Source organism: Citrobacter sp. CK206 (genome assembly GCF_030333125.1).
Classification (GTDB): Bacteria; Pseudomonadota; Gammaproteobacteria; order Enterobacterales; family Enterobacteriaceae; genus Citrobacter_B; species Citrobacter_B koseri.
Window position 1 is genome coordinate 526,413 of the sequence record NZ_JAOWGM010000030.1, and the last position, 15,654, is coordinate 542,066.

Below are 15,654 nucleotides of genomic sequence, written 5' to 3' on the forward strand. Positions count from 1 at the left end.
GAGTAAAGCTTCCGTTCATGAACACCCATTTCGGGCAGATTTATGTTTAGTGCAAAGGGCAATGATGAGTCGACAGCGGCTGAGCGCGGCTGGCGACCAGATGTTGTCGCTCGTTGCGGAGAATCTTCACTCAAAAACGGTGAGTGGAAATCTACTGACAAAATCGTATGATGCAGGTAAAGATACTCGAATATGCTGTACGCATCTGCAAGATGCGCGTCAGGATAAATAAAATACACTGCTAAAGTTGAGGTTGTGCTAATGGAATTTGAGGCGGAAAAAGTAACCTTTAAGAGAAAGATAAGACGTCATCTCTCCGCTAGCGTGAAGCGGCAGGTAGCTATATTGAGCGGCTATCGATGCTCGTTTCCAGGTTGTGATCAAAACCTCATGCTTCAGGACTCATCATTTATTGGGGAAATAGCTTCGATTGAAGCCATTCACTCTCACGGGCCAAGACACAACCCTTCTACAAATGCAGACCAACTACTTCAAACAGAAAACTATCTTCTGTTGTGCCCGAATCATCATGCGATTATTGACAGGCAGCCGGAAATATATTCGGCTGAGTGGCTAAGAAAGGCCAGGAAAGAACATTTAAATAAAATATCAGAAATAGTGTCTGCCTCTAAGTGTGTAGCAGAGGTCAAGCTGGATGAGCAGGTCGAAATCTCTTTAGAGGAAGCAATAGGTGTCTGGAAAGTAAATCGTGAAAATGCATCCGAGGAATTCTGGCAAACTCTTCTACAAAAATGTCCTGCTGTATTATCACAGATATTTCCACAAAGTATGTTTCAGTTAGGCAGTAAATGCTATGTTGGTGGAAAATCAATAAACAATTCGGGTGGTAATCTTGTCGACTTTATCTACGCAAGCAGGCTGACTGGAAATATAGTATTGGTCGAAATAAAGACCCCAAAGACGATATTACTGGGGAGAAGATATAGAACTAATGCCTATTCAATTAGCGAAGAACTATCTGGGGCGTTTGTTCAGGTGTTAAATTATAAAGACCAATTAATGAAGGAATATTTCAAACTAAGTGAAGGTAACGGAGGTGATTCATTTTCGGCATTCAATCCTAAATGCTTAATTGTTATTGGTACACTTGAGTCGGAGCTTAAAAATAATAGTCAATACAAATCATTTGAGCTATTCAGAAATAGTATGACAAACGTTGAGATTGTCACTTATGACGAGCTATTTCAAAAGGCTCAAGACATTCTGGATATGATCAAATAACATGTAATATCGTTTTTAGCCGACTTCCGCCTGTCATTGCGGACAAGAAGCCTCATACAAAGGATAATTTATAACTACAACCACTTAAGGCGTCTACAAAATGGGTGGCTATTCAGATTATACCACCGCTATACTCAGTTCCGATCGCGCTTCCATGATATCAACGGATACGCTTTAAATAAAAAATCCACGCAATTGCGTGGATTTTATGGGTTTTTGTGGACTTTACGAGGTTTATTGAAACCTCATAAGGCAACAATTAGACGTTGAACAAGAAGTTCATCACATCGCCGTCTTTAACGATGTAGTCTTTGCCTTCCGCACGCATCTTACCGGCTTCTTTCGCGCCTTGTTCACCTTTGTACGTGATGAAGTCGTCGAAAGCGATGGTCTGTGCACGAATAAAGCCTTTCTCAAAATCGGTGTGAATTTTACCCGCAGCCTGCGGTGCGGTTGCGCCGACAGGAATCGTCCACGCGCGTACTTCTTTCACACCAGCGGTAAAATAAGTTTGCAGATTCAGCAGCTTGTAGCCAGCGCGAATTACGCGGTTGAGACCCGGTTCTTCAATACCCAGCTCAGCCATAAACTCGTCACGGTCAGCATCGTCGAGTTCTGCGATGTCGGCCTCGATAGCGGCACAAACCGGAACCACGACAGAGCCTTCTGCATCGGCAATGGCGCGAACCTGATCCAGGTACGGGTTATTTTCGAAGCCATCTTCGTTGACGTTAGCGATATACATGGTCGGCTTCAGCGTCAGGAAGCTCAGATAGCGGATCGCCGCTTTATCTTCGTCTGTCAGATCCAGTGAGCGCAGCATGCCGGCGTTTTCCAGGTGCGGCAGGCATTTTTCCAGCGCGGCCAGCTCAGCTTTCGCGTCCTTATCGCCGCCTTTGGCTTTCTTCTGCACGCGGTGAATGGCGCGTTCACAGGTATCAAGGTCGGACAGCGCCAGCTCGGTGTTGATAACGTCAATATCTTCCGCCGGGTTTACTTTCCCCGCAACGTGGATGATGTTGTCGTTTTCAAAGCAGCGTACTACGTGACCAATCGCTTCGGTTTCACGGATGTTTGTCAGGAACTGGTTACCCAGGCCTTCGCCTTTCGACGCGCCTTTTACCAGACCGGCAATGTCGACGAACTCCATGGTGGTAGGGAGAATGCGCTGCGGCTTGACAATCTCAGCCAGTTTGTCCAGACGCGGATCGGGCATCGGCACTACACCGGTATTTGGCTCGATGGTGCAGAACGGGAAGTTTGCCGCTTCAATACCGGCTTTAGTCAGGGCGTTGAACAGGGTGGATTTCCCGACGTTGGGCAAACCAACGATACCGCATTTGAATCCCATGATTTAAATCACCTTAATATCTTGATAATCAACCTGTTGCAGAAAACAGATTGTAGAAAAGTAAACAACTTTGCCTATTATACACAGCGCGCGGCAAAAATGCCGCACATCACTGCTTATTGTGCTTTAAAGGCATGTAATCGGTTCGTCGCTTTGGTTAACCCTTCTTTGAACCAGACTTCAGTACAACGTGCCGCTTCGTCAATGGCGTCGTCAATTAACTTTTGTTCCGACACTGGCGGTTTACCCAGAACAAAACCGACAACTTTATTTTTATCGCCCGGATGACCAATTCCGACACGTAAGCGATGAAAGTTAGGGTTATTACCCAGTTTGTTGATGATATCTTTCAGGCCATTATGACCACCGTGTCCGCCGCCTAACTTAAATTTCGCGACGCCAGGGGGGAGATCCAGTTCGTCGTGGGCAACCAGAATCTCATCGGGCATGATGCGGTAAAAACTGGCCATCGCGCCGACGGCTTTACCGCTCAGATTCATAAACGTGGTCGGCACCAGCAGGCGAACATCTTCCCCTTCGAGGGTCACTCTGGAGGTGTAACCGAAGAATTTCGGCTCTTCACGCAGAGGCGCGCGTAGTCGCTCTGCCAGTAAATCGACGTACCATGCGCCCGCATTATGGCGTGTCGCCGCGTATTCTGCGCCGGGGTTCGCCAGGCCGACAATCAATTTAATCGTCACGTTTTTTGTCCTGAGTGTGTCCATAACTGGCGCGTAGTTTACTGTCTGCGGCCGCGCTTGACAAAAAACAGCGTGGATTGTGCCGGAAGCTGAATAATTGCCTGTTTGAACTATTGGAAAGTCAAGCTGTTCAGAGGGTTATTTGTAAAGTTTTGTTGAATAACAGGTTGTAATTGTGATCGCCCACGCACTCATAAAGCACAGTGTTGTCTATACTTTACACATAAGGATTAGGGGTATTCCCTGAAACAACCCAAAAGTTCCGGAGGTGACATATGAAACGCAAAAACGCTTCGTTACTCGGTAACGTGCTCATGGGGTTGGGGTTAGTGGTCATGGTGGTTGGTGTTGGTTATTCTATTTTAAACCAGTTACCGCAGTTTAACCTGCCACAATTTTTTGCACATGGTGCGGTGCTGAGCATCTTTGTTGGTGCCATTCTCTGGCTGGCAGGCGCCCGCGTAGGTGGGCATGAGCAGGTGAGCGATCGTTACTGGTGGGTTCGCCACTACGACAAACGCTGCCGCCGTAACGACAATCGCCGTCACAGCTAAGGTATCGCGTCGGTTGAAGACCAGTCAGCGTTGGACTGACTGGTCATTGTCTTAACCACTCTCACTCGTTTTTTCTGACGAGCGTCTCTTTAATCGGCGCAAAATCAGCAGCAATGCCAGCATAATGACCAGATAACTCATTACGTAATGGCCCTGATGCTTTCGCTGTTCAAGCGCCGGATCGGCAGCCCATGCCAGAAAAGCCGTAACGTCCCGCGCGTACTGCTCTTCGGTTTCTGGTATATCGTCCTTTTCTGACCAGTTGATCTCCCCATCAGACAACGGCTTCGGCATGTTAATTATGCCGCCGGGAGCGTATCGGTTTGCCTTCATTTCCGGGTCGTCAGGCAGATAACCTGTCAACAAGGCATAGACGTAATCCGCCCCCTGATCGGTATAGGGCAAGAAGGCATCGAACAGAAATTGCGGGAACCCCCGGTCGTACGTTCTGGCGCGAACGATATAGGTTAAATCGACGGGAAGGGCGCCATTATTAAGATATCTTGCTTCCTGATCGTTAAGGTAGGGCGAGACAAACGTATCATTGAGATTACCTTCCCGCTCGCCAGTTTGACCATCATCCTGAATGTCGGGAAAGACGTAGCCGCTGGCAAGACGCTTTGCCTCTGTGAGCGAGAGTTCGGGCCCGCCTGGCTTTGTCAGGGTGCGAAAATTAAGATGAACCATCCCGTGGCAGGCGCGGCATTTCTCTTCGTAGACCTGTAAACCGCGCTGCAGTTGTTCTTTATCATAGTGGCCCGTTATGCCGCTAAAACTCCACGCCTGGCGAGGTGGCGTCTCTTGCGCACAGACAGCGCTGGCGCCCAGAATGCACAGCCATAAAACGCTATATCTCACTAATCCCTTCATGGCGGTTAATCCTGCTTTTCCAGAAAACGTCGGCAGGGCAGTACGATGACAAACCATCCGAAGTAAACCAGCGTTGAAAGTTGCGATGCCGCGCGTATCCAGCCCTCTTCATTACTGAAACCGTCAGGCAGGTCGGGGCCGACCAGCGCTTTTGAACCCAGCCATCCTAAAAAGAATGCATTAGCAACCCAGAGCCAAAAACCACATTTAACGAGCTTGCTGTAATTGCGAAAGCGGGCACGTGAAGTGTCGAGCCAGGGGAGAAAATAAAAAATCAGCACTGAAGCACACATGGCGGCTATCCCGAGAAGTTCGTTTGGGAAGCAGCGCAAAATGGAAAAGAACGGCAAAAAATACCACTCAGGCGCCACGACAGCGGGCGTTACGGTGGGATCTGCCGGGATAAAATTGTCGGCGCTGCTGAGATAGTGCGGGGCAAAGAATAAAAACCAGGCGAACAGCATCATGAAAAGAGTGAGCTTGATGGCATCACTGTCGGTGATTTTATAATCGAAAAACAGTTTCCGGGACTCGCTCTGCGTAAATGTCTTTTTCATTGCCTGCGCAAATGCGGACTGTACGGTGCGGATATGCCATATCGTTCCCCCGACAATGACGAAGGGAATAATAAAATGAAGCACATAAAACCGGCCTAATGTGGGGGTTCCTGGAGCATACCCGCCGACTAAAAACGAATACAACGTATCTCCCACCCACGGGATCGCACGAGTGAATCCGGTAATAACGGTGGCGGCCCAGTAGCTTTTTTGCCCCCAAATCAGGCTATATCCCAGAAATGCGGTGATCATCAGTAACACGTATAACGTCACGCTTATCATCCACATTTTGAGATAAGGCTTTCGGTACACGTTGTAATACATGGCGCGGAAGATGTGCAGGTAACAGGCGAAGAAAAATAGCGATGCGCCAATAGAATGCGCGTTGCGCACCAGTTCGCCGTGTCTCACGGATCGCATAATATGAATGATTGAATCAAAGGCCAGCCCTTCCGTGGGTACATAAAACATCGCCAGAACGAGACCAGAAAGGATTTGTACTCCGAGCATCACCAGCAGAATGATCCCGACGGCAAAAACCCAGACGCCTGCGACCGTACGAGGGAAGGGAATACGCCACACTCGTTCTCGTCGGGGTATGGATAGATGTTCTGCCGCCATTTCAGACTTCCTTCGCGCCGATACGCACAGTCAGGCCATCGGGATGAAACGCGTAATCGGGGATTGCGAGATTCGCCGTAGCGGGCCCCCGCGTGACGCGCCCTGAAGTGTCAAACTCCGAGCCATGACAAGGGCATACCCAGCCTTGTCCTCCGGGTTTGGCATTGGGCACACAGCCTGCGTGGGGGCAGTAACCTTGAATGACCAGCCACTGCGGATACTCTGTCTTGATACGTTCGCCGTCAGCCTGCGGATCGATAAAACGATGGACATCCGCCTGCTGCGCTGAGCGAATTTCCTCCGGGGTACGGTGATGAATAAGGATAAGTTTTCCCTGCCAGACTCTTTTCACCGTCTGGCCGACGGCAACCCCGGCGAGAGAGACATCGACAGGTTCGTTTTCTGCTACGGTTTTATCATCCGGCCCCAGTGCGGAGATGAGCGGCCAGACGGCGGCGGTGACACCCGCAGCCCCGACAAATTTTGTGAGTTTACACAGGCATTCTCGCCGCTGTACCTGAACATCTTCATTGCCCTGTTTTTTATCCGCCACCGTGCGCCCCCACCATTTTCGCGTATCTGGATTACTGTTTCTCAATGCGTGTATAAATGTCCTGGAAACGCTTATCCGCGATCCCCGGCGCCTTAAAGGTTCGATAGCTGTCAGGCAGGGTTGCATCACCCACTTTAATGAGCATCACCATCCCTTGCGCGTAATGCGGGGTGCATTTAATACCGTAAAATCCAGGTTTGTCGTACTTGACCTCAATTTCCTCATCAATCTTGCCGACAAATCCGGGGTAGCCTGCTGGCGAAAGCTCTGCGATTGACGCAGCGTTATGGCTCTTATGCTTGCGAATAAACTTCACGGTGTCGCCTGGCTGAATCGCCAGATAATCAGGTTCATATACCATCGGGCCGCCCGCGCCTCTGTTTTTCATCAGCACTTCGTGGGTCTGAGCGAAAGCCGTGGTGGTCAGCGCTAACAGACATAACATGCTCAGGCTTTGCTTAATCAATTTCATGGGTTCTCCCTTAGGTGTTTATTCCGGTCGTTGGTAGCGGATGAAGCAACTCAATCCATCCGGCGCCTGCTCAACGATGGCATTAATGCCAAACCACTGGCTGAGGTTTTCAGGCGTAAAAATGGTTGCAGGGCTGCCCTGCATTGCCAGTTGACCCGCTTTCATTACGAGAATGCGGTCGCAGAACATGGCGGCATGGTTCAGGTCGTGCAGAGCCGCAATGACGGTGAGCTTCTGGCGTTTCACCAGATTAAGCAGGCCTATCTGATGTTGAATGTCGAGATGGTTCGTGGGTTCATCCATCAGCAGCACTTTCGGCTGCTGCGCCAGGGCCCGGGCGATATGCAAACGCTGTTTTTCCCCGCCAGAAAAGGTATTCCAGCAGCGATTTTGTACGCGCTGTAGATCTACCTTCTCCAGCATGGTCTGGACAATATCGTCATCTTGTTTAGACCAGGGCGAGAGCAGACTCAACCACGGGGTGCGCCCCAGAGAGACAGCCTGCAATGCGGTGAGACGTTCACTGGTTTCCGCTTGTTGTTCCACCAGCGCCACTTTTTGCGCTAAATGGCGGCGTGAGTAATGGCGAATATTTTTATTCTCCAGCGTTACGCTGCCTGACGAGGGTTTCAGTAAACCGGCAAGCAATGAGATCAGTGATGTTTTGCCTGAGCCATTGGGGCCGATAATGCCGACAAACTCACCGGGCGCGACGTGAAAAGAGACGTCGCTGACGATGGCTTTGCCTTTCACTTCCCAGTACAGTTGCTGCGCCTGCACCAGGCTTCGGACTGTTGCAGAAGGATAGCGTGGAGCGGTGAGAGCAGAATTTACCGTCATTTTGTCTGGTTTCCTCTGATCAAAATGATGGAAAACGCAGGTGCGCCTACAAGCGCCGTAATCACCCCGATGGGTAACACCTGCCCGGGAAGTAATGTTCTGGAGATTACGTCGGCGATAATGAGAAAAATGGCGCCGATCATGGCGCTGACCGGCAGCAATCGATGGTGTTGATTACCCACCAGCAGGCGGGCGGCATGGGGGATCACCAGGCCGACAAAACCAATCGCCCCGACAATGGAGACCATAATTGCCGTCATACCGGTAACGGCGGCAATCAGGACTCCGCGCGTGCGTTTTACCGGGATGCCAAGTGACGCTGCGGACTCTGCGCCAAACGAAAACGCATCCAGATGACGGGCGTAACAAAAACATAACGCCACACCGACCAGCGCGGTAGGGACGGCCAAAACGACATCTGGCCAGCGAACGCCGCTCAGATTGCCCAGCAGCCAGAACATAATCCCACGAGCCTGTTCTGCATTCGCTGAGCGAGTGATGATTAGCGAGGTGAGGGCATTAAATAACTGTGAACTGGCGATCCCGGCCAGGATGATTTGCGTGGTGGCGCTTCCCTGTCTCCCCCCGGCGGCGATCGCCAGTAACGCCACGAAAAGAAAAGCCGTTAACGCCCCAATAAAAGCCCCGAGCGACATGCTGACGATCCCAGCGCCAAGCCCTGTTAAGGCGATCAGAACAGCGCCGGTCGAGGCGCCGGCAGAGATCCCCAGTAGATAAGGCTCTGCCAGCGCGTTTCGTAGCAATGACTGCAATACGACGCCGGAAACCGCCAGACACGCGCCACAACAGGCAGAAACCAACGCCCGCGTCAGGCGATAGTTCCAGATAATGCCCGCATCCAGCGCATCAACGGCATAGCGCGTATCAAAGAACTGGTTAGAAAGCGTATGGATAACATGCTGCCAGGGGATAAACGTCTCGCCAATGGAGATCCCCGCCAATAGAACGCAGCACATCAGCACGCTGACCCAAAGGGCGTGTCCCCCGATTCTTATCGTTAACTGGCCGACAGCGCGACGCGTCCTGCGAGTTTCGCTCATCATCTACCTGCAATTCTGAATACCAGAGGCGCGCTATGCCCGGTAAGACATAGCGCGACATAAAGATTATTGAGCCGTTTTCGGATGTGCCAGACCGTATTCAACCAACGCATCTGCGAGTTTCTCGACGCCATCTATCGTTCTGATGCCGGCGTTCATTGTTTGCACATCCACCACCGGCAGATGGTTCTCCTTCACGGCGGGGATGAGTTTAGTCACGGGGTCGGACTTGAGATATTCCAGTTTGACCTGCCAGTCATCTGCCGGGAAACGACGACGGCTCATTTCACCGAGAACAATGACGGACGGGCTGGCTTTCGCGATGGTTTCCCAGCCAACGGTTGGCCACTCTTCAGCAGAATCAATCACATTTTTCACCCCCAGCGTCTGGGCGATCCATGCGGCAGGGCCAAATTTCCCGGCCACATAGGGGTCCAGTTGCAGATCGGCGCTGGAAAACCAGAATACGGCGGAGACGTTTTTATCCATTCCGGCAATTTTGTCTTTGGCGGCAGCTTCACGGGCCTTCAGACTGGCGATCAATTCATCGCCTTTGTCCTGCACGTCAAAAATTTTCGCCAGATCGGAGACTTCCTGATAAACCATAGCAATATCAAACATGCCTTTACGTACACCGTCGCCACCGTCTTCGTTGTCTTTAGCGCAGTCCGCAGGCGCGGTATATACCGGCACGTTCAACTCGCTAAACTGCTCGTAAGAGGCGACGGTTCCGGCAGGCCCAATTTGCCATTCAAACTGACTGGCGACCAAATCCGGTTTTTTGGCAATAATGCCTTCAAAGCTGGGGATGTTCTGCGCAATCACGGCCACTTTTTCATTTGCCGCTTTGTAAGCATCCGGGACGGGGCCGAACCACAGCGATGTGCCGACAACGCGCTCGGCCAGTCCCAGGGAATAAAGAATTTCAGTGCTGTTTTGCCCGACCGTGGCAACGCGTTCCGGGGCTTTATTGAAGGTAATATCACGGCCGCAGTTTTTAATCGTCAACGGATAGACTGTTTTTGCCGCATGAGTCAATCCTGATGTGAATAATAACGCTGCGCCAGCCACAGCCAGAAGGTATTTTTTATGAGGTAAAGTAAAGTCTGCGTACATTGTTATCGTCCTGTACATGCCAGAATCTGAACGTCTGGTCATGGTTTATTTGGTTCCATATATCGGGACAGGTACATGACGATAGATGACATTGAATGATGAAATTATGAGAATGCAAAATCTCAGCAGGAATAGGCTCATCAATTCATAATGGTATTTATGCCAAATAAATCATCCCATGGACCATCCCGTCCACTCAATGTGTACAACCCTGACAGCAGGTCTCCTGGCTCACGGTAATCAGAATATCGGCCTTCCCATAAAGCAAATCTTTACAGTGACCGGTGGTTACAATAACCACACGCAGATATTCGGTATCCGCCTACAGTTGCGGGGGCAGCTATGGAATGAGATTAAAATAATCCGCACCATATTCCTTTCAAAACAACGGCTGTGTTATGAATACTGTCACTGGCGACTGTATCGGCAATCAATAACCTCGTCAACCGTATGAAAAAAGAACAAAAACATCATACTTTATGGTGATTTTTATATTAATTAATTTAAATTCAAATGGTTGTGTTTTTGTTGGAGTGGTGATTATTGCAACCGCAAGTAATAACGGAAAGGCAAATGAGAATTGATTGACGTTGATCAATTAATCGCGATGAGAAAGAAGGCGTTATTATAAACAGTGAATGTTATCAATATTGTCGCTGGTAACAATATATTTACACGGTTTTTCCATATGCACGATCTGCCACTCGTCGCCCACATCCATGAAGACGTTAAACAGATTTCGCCGCCAGAATTGATACCCGCCGGGTAAAAAATGATGGGTGTGCAAATATAATATTTTATAGTGTTGCTGCTCGCAAAATTGTTCAGCCAGCGAGACCAGTTGGCTGCCAATACCTTGCCTGCGATAATGCTGATCGACATAGCAGCGACAAATCTCAGCTGTCTCCGGTAAATTATAACGACCGTGCAACATCTCTATTCTGTCATCGTACTGACATATCGCCAGCGTCCCAATTATCTGCTGTTGTTCATTCCAGACGCCGAACAATTGGTTTCTTTCCCGCTCAAGATAATTTCCCTGGAGGTCGAATACGTCGTCACTCGCAGTGGGTAATGCTCTTCCGGCATTAAAATAAAGATTAAGATGCCGAATAATAAAGGACTGTACGGCAGGAATATCGTCCCGCGTTATTTCACGAAAAACAAACGGAGAGGTTGGTTTCATATCGGTTATCGCTAACAAATATCAGGAAAACGATAATAACAAGCCAGACGCAGAAAACCAGTTTTCAATAAGAAAACTTGCCGGTCTGTTGAGATACAGACCGGCAGTCGGGATTAGATATCCGCCAGCGCGGCATCTTTGTTCGGGAAGAATGCCAGACGACCCGGAATGGGTTTGATACCGGCGCGGGCCATGGTACGCAGCGGCTGGAATTCCACGTTACTGACGCGCAGTTCACAACCTTCCGGCAAACGCTTCACAAAGCGCTGGAAGGCGTCCAGACCACCGGCATCCAGTACCGGAACGGCGTCCCACTTCAGCACCACAATGCGTTTACCCTCAATGCGTGATTCGAGGTCGGTAAATAACCCTTCCGCGGCGGCGAAAAAGAGCGGCCCGATAACGCGTAATACCAGCACATCATCGGGAACCGTGATGTTTACCGCCGCGAGGCGCGTCATACGGGCAATACGGCGCATAAACAGCAGGGAAGCCAGGACAATCCCGACGCTGATCGCAATCACCATATCGAAGAGCACCGTCAGCGACATACACATCATCATCACGATGATGTCATCTTTGGGCGCATGTCGCAGTAAATCGACCACCTTGTGGGCTTCACTCATGTTCCACGCAACCATCAGCAGCAGCGCGGCCATGGCGGAAAGCGGCAGCCATGACAACAGGGGAGCCAACGCGAGGAGGGCGAGGATGACCAGAATTGCGTGGATAACGGCGGAAATGGGCGAGGTCGCGCCTGCGCGCACGTTTGCCGCAGAACGGGCGATCGCCGCCGTCGCGGTGATCCCGCCAAAGAACGGCGCCACGATATTCCCCAGCCCCTGGCCGATCAGTTCGCTGTTTGCTTTGTGTTTGGTGCCCGTCATGCCGTCGAGCACGACCGCGCACAGCAGGGATTCAATCGCCCCCAGCATCGCCATCGAGAAAGCGGCTGGCAATAACGCCCGCAATGAATCCCAGCTTAGCGTGAAATCTGAATCCGGGAGATTCCACGGCAGCACCAGCTGCGGCAGCAGCTGAGGAATGCCGTTGCCCTGCGAACCATCGGCCAGCACATAGTGGAACTGTGAACCAATCGTCGCCACATGGCCACCCAGCAGATTAACCACGGCCATAACGGCGCAGCCCGCCAGCAGCGCCGGAAGATGGCCCGGCAGACGAATCCCCAGACGCGGCCAGAAAATCAGCATACCGAGTGTCACCACGCCAATAGCGGCATCGCCCGGATTAATGGTCGGCAACGCCATAACCAGCGCCCCGACTTTTTGTAGGTAATGCTCCGGCACATGGGCCATTTGCAGACCGAGAAAATCTTTAATCTGCATTGTCCCGATGGTGATGCCGATCCCTGATGTAAAACCTAACGTGACCGATACGGGAATGTATTCGATCAGACGGCCAAAACGCGCGAGGCCGAAGAGGATCAGGAACACCCCGGACATGAGGGTGGCGACCAGCAGACCTGCCAGCCCGAATTGTTGCGATACCGGGTAGAGAATAACGACAAATGCGGCGGTCGGGCCGGAGACGCTGAAGCGTGACCCGCCGGTTAAGGCAATAACAATCCCCGCCACAGCGGACGTATAAAGACCGTACTGCGGTGCAACACCACTGCCAATTGCCAGCGCCATCGCCAGCGGGATAGCGATGATCCCGACGGTTACCCCGGCAATCACATCACGGGTGAACCGTGAGGCGGTATATTTTTCTTTCCAGCAAGCGTCGATGAGGGCGCGGAAAGGCATCACATGTGAGGAAAATATTCTGTTCACAATAATGTTTCATCCATGAGCGCATCATCTGTCAACTAAATGGCAGGTGAAGGAGGCATTGGTCATACAAATAAGAGTTACAGACAAAAAAACCCGCCGCAGCGGGTTTTTTAGCCGGGTTCGATTAGTGTTCGAACATAGCTGAAATGGATTCTTCGTTGCTGATACGACGAATCGCTTCGGCCAGCATACCCGACAGTGTCAACGTGCGCACGTTCGGCAGTGCTTTAATTTCGTCGGTCAGTGGAATGGTGTCACAGACAACGACTTCATCAATCACCGAATTGCGCAGGTTGTTTGCCGCATTGCCTGAGAAAATCGGGTGAGTCGCGTAGGCGAATACGCGTTTGGCACCACGTTCTTTCAGTGCTTCTGCTGCTTTGCACAGCGTACCACCGGTATCGATCATATCATCAACCAGTACGCAGTCGCGGCCGGCAACGTCACCGATGATGTGCATCACCTGAGAAACGTTAGCGCGCGGACGACGTTTGTCGATGATCGCCATATCGGTATCGTTCAGCAGCTTAGCGATAGCGCGGGCACGCACAACGCCACCGATATCTGGAGAAACCACAATCGGGTTATCCAGGTTCAGTTGCAGCATATCTTCTAACAGAATTGGGCTACCGAATACGTTATCAACCGGAACGTCAAAGAAGCCCTGGATCTGTTCAGCATGCAGGTCAACGGTGAGAACGCGGTCAACGCCAACGCTGGACAGGAAGTCAGCGACGACTTTTGCGGTAATCGGTACACGAGCGGAACGTACACGACGGTCCTGACGCGCATAGCCAAAGTAAGGGATAACGGCGGTGATACGGCCTGCGGAAGCACGGCGCAGCGCATCGACCATAACAACCAATTCCATCAGGTTGTCGTTAGTAGGGGCACAAGTGGACTGGATGATGAAAATATCACCACCGCGTACATTTTCGTTAATTTGTACGCTGACTTCGCCGTCGCTAAAGCGACCTACAGCGGCGTCGCCGAGAGAAGTGTACAGGCGGTTGGCAATACGTTGTGCTAGTTCCGGGGTGGCGTTACCAGCAAAAAGCTTCATATCAGGCACGAGAAGAACCTCAGGCATGCGTCCATTGGTGGATAGAATCTGCCGAAAACTGTGCGGGCCAGGCAATATCCTATCCAGGCGGTGTATTAAAGAGCGCGATGCAACGTCTGGAACAGGGTGACGTTGTCACCGAAACTCAGCTTGCCCGGCTTAAAGCATGGCTTTTTGCAATGGAGAGAGGTTGACACCCTTCGCCACAAACGCATTGAGCCATTCCGGGGCTTGCTTAAGCACCTGACGAGCAGCGGATTCTGTATCGAATTCAGCAAAGACACAGGCCCCTGTACCAGTCAGGCGCGACGGCGCGTATTCTAACAGCCAGGAAAGCGCCGCATCAACCTCGCGAAAACGTTTTCTTGCGATAACCTCGCAATCATTGCCGAATTCACATTTTAATAACGTTTCTATTGACCTTTTTGGCGTGTTGCGCGGTAATTCGGGGTCCTTGAAAATAACCGGCGTGGGGATGCTTACCCCAGGGTGGGCCACCAGATACCACTTCTCCGGCGGGTCTACCGGCGTCAGGATTTCACCCACGCCCTCGGCGAAGGCCGCATGTCCACGGACAAACACCGGGACGTCCGCGCCCAGCGTTAAGCCTGTTTCCGCCAGTTCATCGACCGATAATCCGCACTGCCAGAGATGATTCAGCGCCACCAGAACGGTCGCCGCATTGGACGAGCCGCCACCCAGACCGCCGCCCATGGGCAAACGTTTCTCGATGCTGATATCCGCGCCGCTGCCTGCGGGCAAACGCCCGTGGGCGGACGCTGTCTTCATCAGCAACCGCGCCGCGCGGACGATCAGATTGTCGTCATTTTCGACGCCCTCGACAGGCGTCAAAAGATGAATTTCGCCGTCGCCGCGTGGCGTAATGCCGATCGTGTCGCCGTAATCAAGAAACTGGAACAGCGTTTGCAATGTGTGATAACCGTCCGCACGCTGTCCGGTGATGTATAAAAACAGATTCAGTTTTGCCGGAGATGGCCAGTGGGTCATCATTTTACAATCCAGTTATCCATCTTCAGTTTGATGCGCTGACTGCCGTCAGAGAGTTCCATATTTGCCGGCATGGCGGGCTGCGTTTTACTGTCGTATCCGCTGTATACCACTTTCCAGTTTTTACCGTCCTGGTGGTAGTTCACTTCGCTCAGGCGGTACTGGTCGTCGAGGGTGTAATCGGTGGCGTCGCCCGGCAGACCGAGGATCCACTGGCGTAAGCTGTTAAGCGGAATGGGCATTCCGGTCAGCTTGCCGATCATCTCTTCGGCGTCGTCGGCGGTGTAACGCTGCCCTTTATTATCGACCAGTTGCACATTGCCCGGCTGGGCGTTCAGCTCCAGTTCGGTACTGCCCAGCGGATTGGTCAACAGCAGACGGTAGCGATCCTGACCGGTTTGCTGCCAGAAGAAGCGGGCATACACTTTCTGATCGTCGGAGATATAAGCAAACGCGCCACGCGTCTGATACTGATTCAACTTGCGCACGTCCTGCTGATGCTGACGCCACTGAGGGGAGTCGGGACTTTTGCCAGGACCTTTCGGCGCATTGATCGTACAGGCGGTGAGGACCAGGCTAGCCAGCGGGAGCAGGCGGATCAGGCGAAAATCAGGCAGGGTCATAGTGATGACGAATCCTTGTAATACGGTGCGATAATTGCCTGAT

Annotated in this window: 16 protein-coding genes and 1 riboswitch; of the genes, 2 read left to right on the plus strand and 14 right to left on the minus strand. The window is 51.5% G+C overall.

Annotated features, from left to right (window positions below):
* Positions 1 to 261: 261 nt before the first annotated feature.
* Entirely contained in the window at positions 262 to 1,242 is a 981-nt protein-coding gene (locus OGX81_RS19700) for a Shedu immune nuclease family protein (protein ID WP_104868596.1), read from the plus strand.
* A 259-nt stretch (positions 1,243 to 1,501) separates the two neighbouring features.
* Here the strand turns inward: OGX81_RS19700 and ychF are convergent, their stop codons facing one another.
* Together ychF and pth are read right to left on the minus strand one after the other, a co-directional pair.
* On the minus strand, positions 1,502 to 2,593 hold the full coding sequence (gene ychF, locus OGX81_RS19705; RefSeq protein ID WP_012132142.1) for a redox-regulated ATPase YchF: 1,092 nt from the start codon (positions 2,591 to 2,593) through the stop codon (positions 1,502 to 1,504).
* 116 nt (positions 2,594 to 2,709) lie between these two features.
* A complete protein-coding gene (gene pth, locus OGX81_RS19710; protein WP_012132143.1) occupies positions 2,710 to 3,294 on the minus strand; it encodes an aminoacyl-tRNA hydrolase in 585 nt (194 codons plus the stop codon).
* 275 nt (positions 3,295 to 3,569) lie between these two features.
* Between pth and ychH the strand changes: the two genes are divergently transcribed.
* A complete protein-coding gene (gene ychH, locus OGX81_RS19715) occupies positions 3,570 to 3,848 on the plus strand; it encodes a stress-induced protein YchH (protein ID WP_012132144.1) in 279 nt (92 codons plus the stop codon).
* Positions 3,849 to 3,899: 51 nt separating this feature from the next.
* Here the strand turns inward: ychH and OGX81_RS19720 are convergent, their stop codons facing one another.
* From OGX81_RS19720 to lolB, 12 genes are all read right to left on the minus strand, one after another.
* Positions 3,900 to 4,718: a cytochrome c1 gene (locus OGX81_RS19720; protein WP_104868597.1), complete on the minus strand. Its 819-nt coding sequence runs from the start codon at positions 4,716 to 4,718 to the stop codon at positions 3,900 to 3,902.
* 5 nt (positions 4,719 to 4,723) lie between these two features.
* A complete protein-coding gene (locus tag OGX81_RS19725) occupies positions 4,724 to 5,896 on the minus strand; it encodes a cytochrome b (protein ID WP_104868598.1) in 1,173 nt (390 codons plus the stop codon).
* Position 5,897: 1 nt separating this feature from the next.
* Positions 5,898 to 6,449, minus strand: coding sequence for a ubiquinol-cytochrome c reductase iron-sulfur subunit (gene petA, locus OGX81_RS19730; RefSeq protein ID WP_012132147.1), 552 nt, complete (start codon positions 6,447 to 6,449; stop codon positions 5,898 to 5,900).
* Between the two features lie 31 nt (positions 6,450 to 6,480).
* Positions 6,481 to 6,921 carry a pseudoazurin gene (locus tag OGX81_RS19735; RefSeq protein ID WP_012132148.1) on the minus strand — a complete coding sequence of 147 codons (441 nt, stop codon included), beginning with the start codon at positions 6,919 to 6,921 and terminating at the stop codon, positions 6,481 to 6,483.
* A gap of 18 nt (positions 6,922 to 6,939) precedes the next feature.
* Entirely contained in the window at positions 6,940 to 7,761 is an 822-nt protein-coding gene (locus OGX81_RS19740) for an ABC transporter ATP-binding protein (protein ID WP_012132149.1), read from the minus strand.
* A complete protein-coding gene (locus tag OGX81_RS19745) occupies positions 7,758 to 8,822 on the minus strand; it encodes a FecCD family ABC transporter permease (RefSeq protein ID WP_024130289.1) in 1,065 nt (354 codons plus the stop codon). The genes OGX81_RS19740 and OGX81_RS19745 overlap by 4 nt, the downstream gene beginning before the upstream one ends.
* A 66-nt stretch (positions 8,823 to 8,888) precedes the next feature.
* Positions 8,889 to 9,938 (minus strand): ABC transporter substrate-binding protein, encoded by a 1,050-nt coding sequence (locus OGX81_RS19750; protein WP_024130290.1) that lies wholly within the window; start codon positions 9,936 to 9,938, stop codon positions 8,889 to 8,891.
* Positions 9,939 to 10,137: 199 nt separating this feature from the next.
* A riboswitch (cobalamin riboswitch) is annotated at positions 10,138 to 10,363 on the minus strand.
* 200 nt (positions 10,364 to 10,563) lie between these two features.
* The gene (locus OGX81_RS19755; protein WP_012132153.1) at positions 10,564 to 11,124 is read right to left on the minus strand and encodes a GNAT family N-acetyltransferase; all 561 of its coding nucleotides are present in this window, start codon (positions 11,122 to 11,124) and stop codon (positions 10,564 to 10,566) included.
* A gap of 113 nt (positions 11,125 to 11,237) precedes the next feature.
* The gene (gene dauA, locus OGX81_RS19760) at positions 11,238 to 12,917 is read right to left on the minus strand and encodes a C4-dicarboxylic acid transporter DauA (protein WP_024130291.1); all 1,680 of its coding nucleotides are present in this window, start codon (positions 12,915 to 12,917) and stop codon (positions 11,238 to 11,240) included.
* Between the two features lie 124 nt (positions 12,918 to 13,041).
* A complete protein-coding gene (gene prs, locus OGX81_RS19765) occupies positions 13,042 to 13,989 on the minus strand; it encodes a ribose-phosphate diphosphokinase (protein ID WP_001518537.1) in 948 nt (315 codons plus the stop codon).
* A gap of 150 nt (positions 13,990 to 14,139) precedes the next feature.
* On the minus strand, positions 14,140 to 14,991 hold the full coding sequence (gene ispE / locus OGX81_RS19770) for a 4-(cytidine 5'-diphospho)-2-C-methyl-D-erythritol kinase (protein WP_012132155.1): 852 nt from the start codon (positions 14,989 to 14,991) through the stop codon (positions 14,140 to 14,142).
* Positions 14,988 to 15,611, minus strand: coding sequence for a lipoprotein insertase outer membrane protein LolB (gene lolB / locus OGX81_RS19775; RefSeq protein WP_012132156.1), 624 nt, complete (start codon positions 15,609 to 15,611; stop codon positions 14,988 to 14,990). The genes ispE and lolB overlap by 4 nt, the downstream gene beginning before the upstream one ends.
* Positions 15,612 to 15,654: the final 43 nt, after the last annotated feature.

What these genes read in the sequence shown, in the direction of transcription:
- OGX81_RS19700 (WP_104868596.1), top strand. Translation starts at nt 262, where the DNA reads ATGGAATTTGAGGCGGAAAAAGTAACCTTTAAGAGAAAGATAAGACGT.
- ychF (WP_012132142.1), bottom strand. Translation starts at nt 2,593, where the DNA reads ATGGGATTCAAATGCGGTATCGTTGGTTTGCCCAACGTCGGGAAATCC.
- ychH (WP_012132144.1), top strand. Translation starts at nt 3,570, where the DNA reads ATGAAACGCAAAAACGCTTCGTTACTCGGTAACGTGCTCATGGGGTTG.
- OGX81_RS19720 (WP_104868597.1), bottom strand. Translation starts at nt 4,718, where the DNA reads ATGAAGGGATTAGTGAGATATAGCGTTTTATGGCTGTGCATTCTGGGC.
- OGX81_RS19725 (WP_104868598.1), bottom strand. Translation starts at nt 5,896, where the DNA reads ATGGCGGCAGAACATCTATCCATACCCCGACGAGAACGAGTGTGGCGT.
- OGX81_RS19735 (WP_012132148.1), bottom strand. Translation starts at nt 6,921, where the DNA reads ATGAAATTGATTAAGCAAAGCCTGAGCATGTTATGTCTGTTAGCGCTG.
- OGX81_RS19740 (WP_012132149.1), bottom strand. Translation starts at nt 7,761, where the DNA reads ATGACGGTAAATTCTGCTCTCACCGCTCCACGCTATCCTTCTGCAACA.
- OGX81_RS19745 (WP_024130289.1), bottom strand. Translation starts at nt 8,822, where the DNA reads ATGAGCGAAACTCGCAGGACGCGTCGCGCTGTCGGCCAGTTAACGATA.
- OGX81_RS19750 (WP_024130290.1), bottom strand. Translation starts at nt 9,938, where the DNA reads ATGTACGCAGACTTTACTTTACCTCATAAAAAATACCTTCTGGCTGTG.
- OGX81_RS19755 (WP_012132153.1), bottom strand. Translation starts at nt 11,124, where the DNA reads ATGAAACCAACCTCTCCGTTTGTTTTTCGTGAAATAACGCGGGACGAT.
- ispE (WP_012132155.1), bottom strand. Translation starts at nt 14,991, where the DNA reads ATGATGACCCACTGGCCATCTCCGGCAAAACTGAATCTGTTTTTATAC.
- lolB (WP_012132156.1), bottom strand. Translation starts at nt 15,611, where the DNA reads ATGACCCTGCCTGATTTTCGCCTGATCCGCCTGCTCCCGCTGGCTAGC.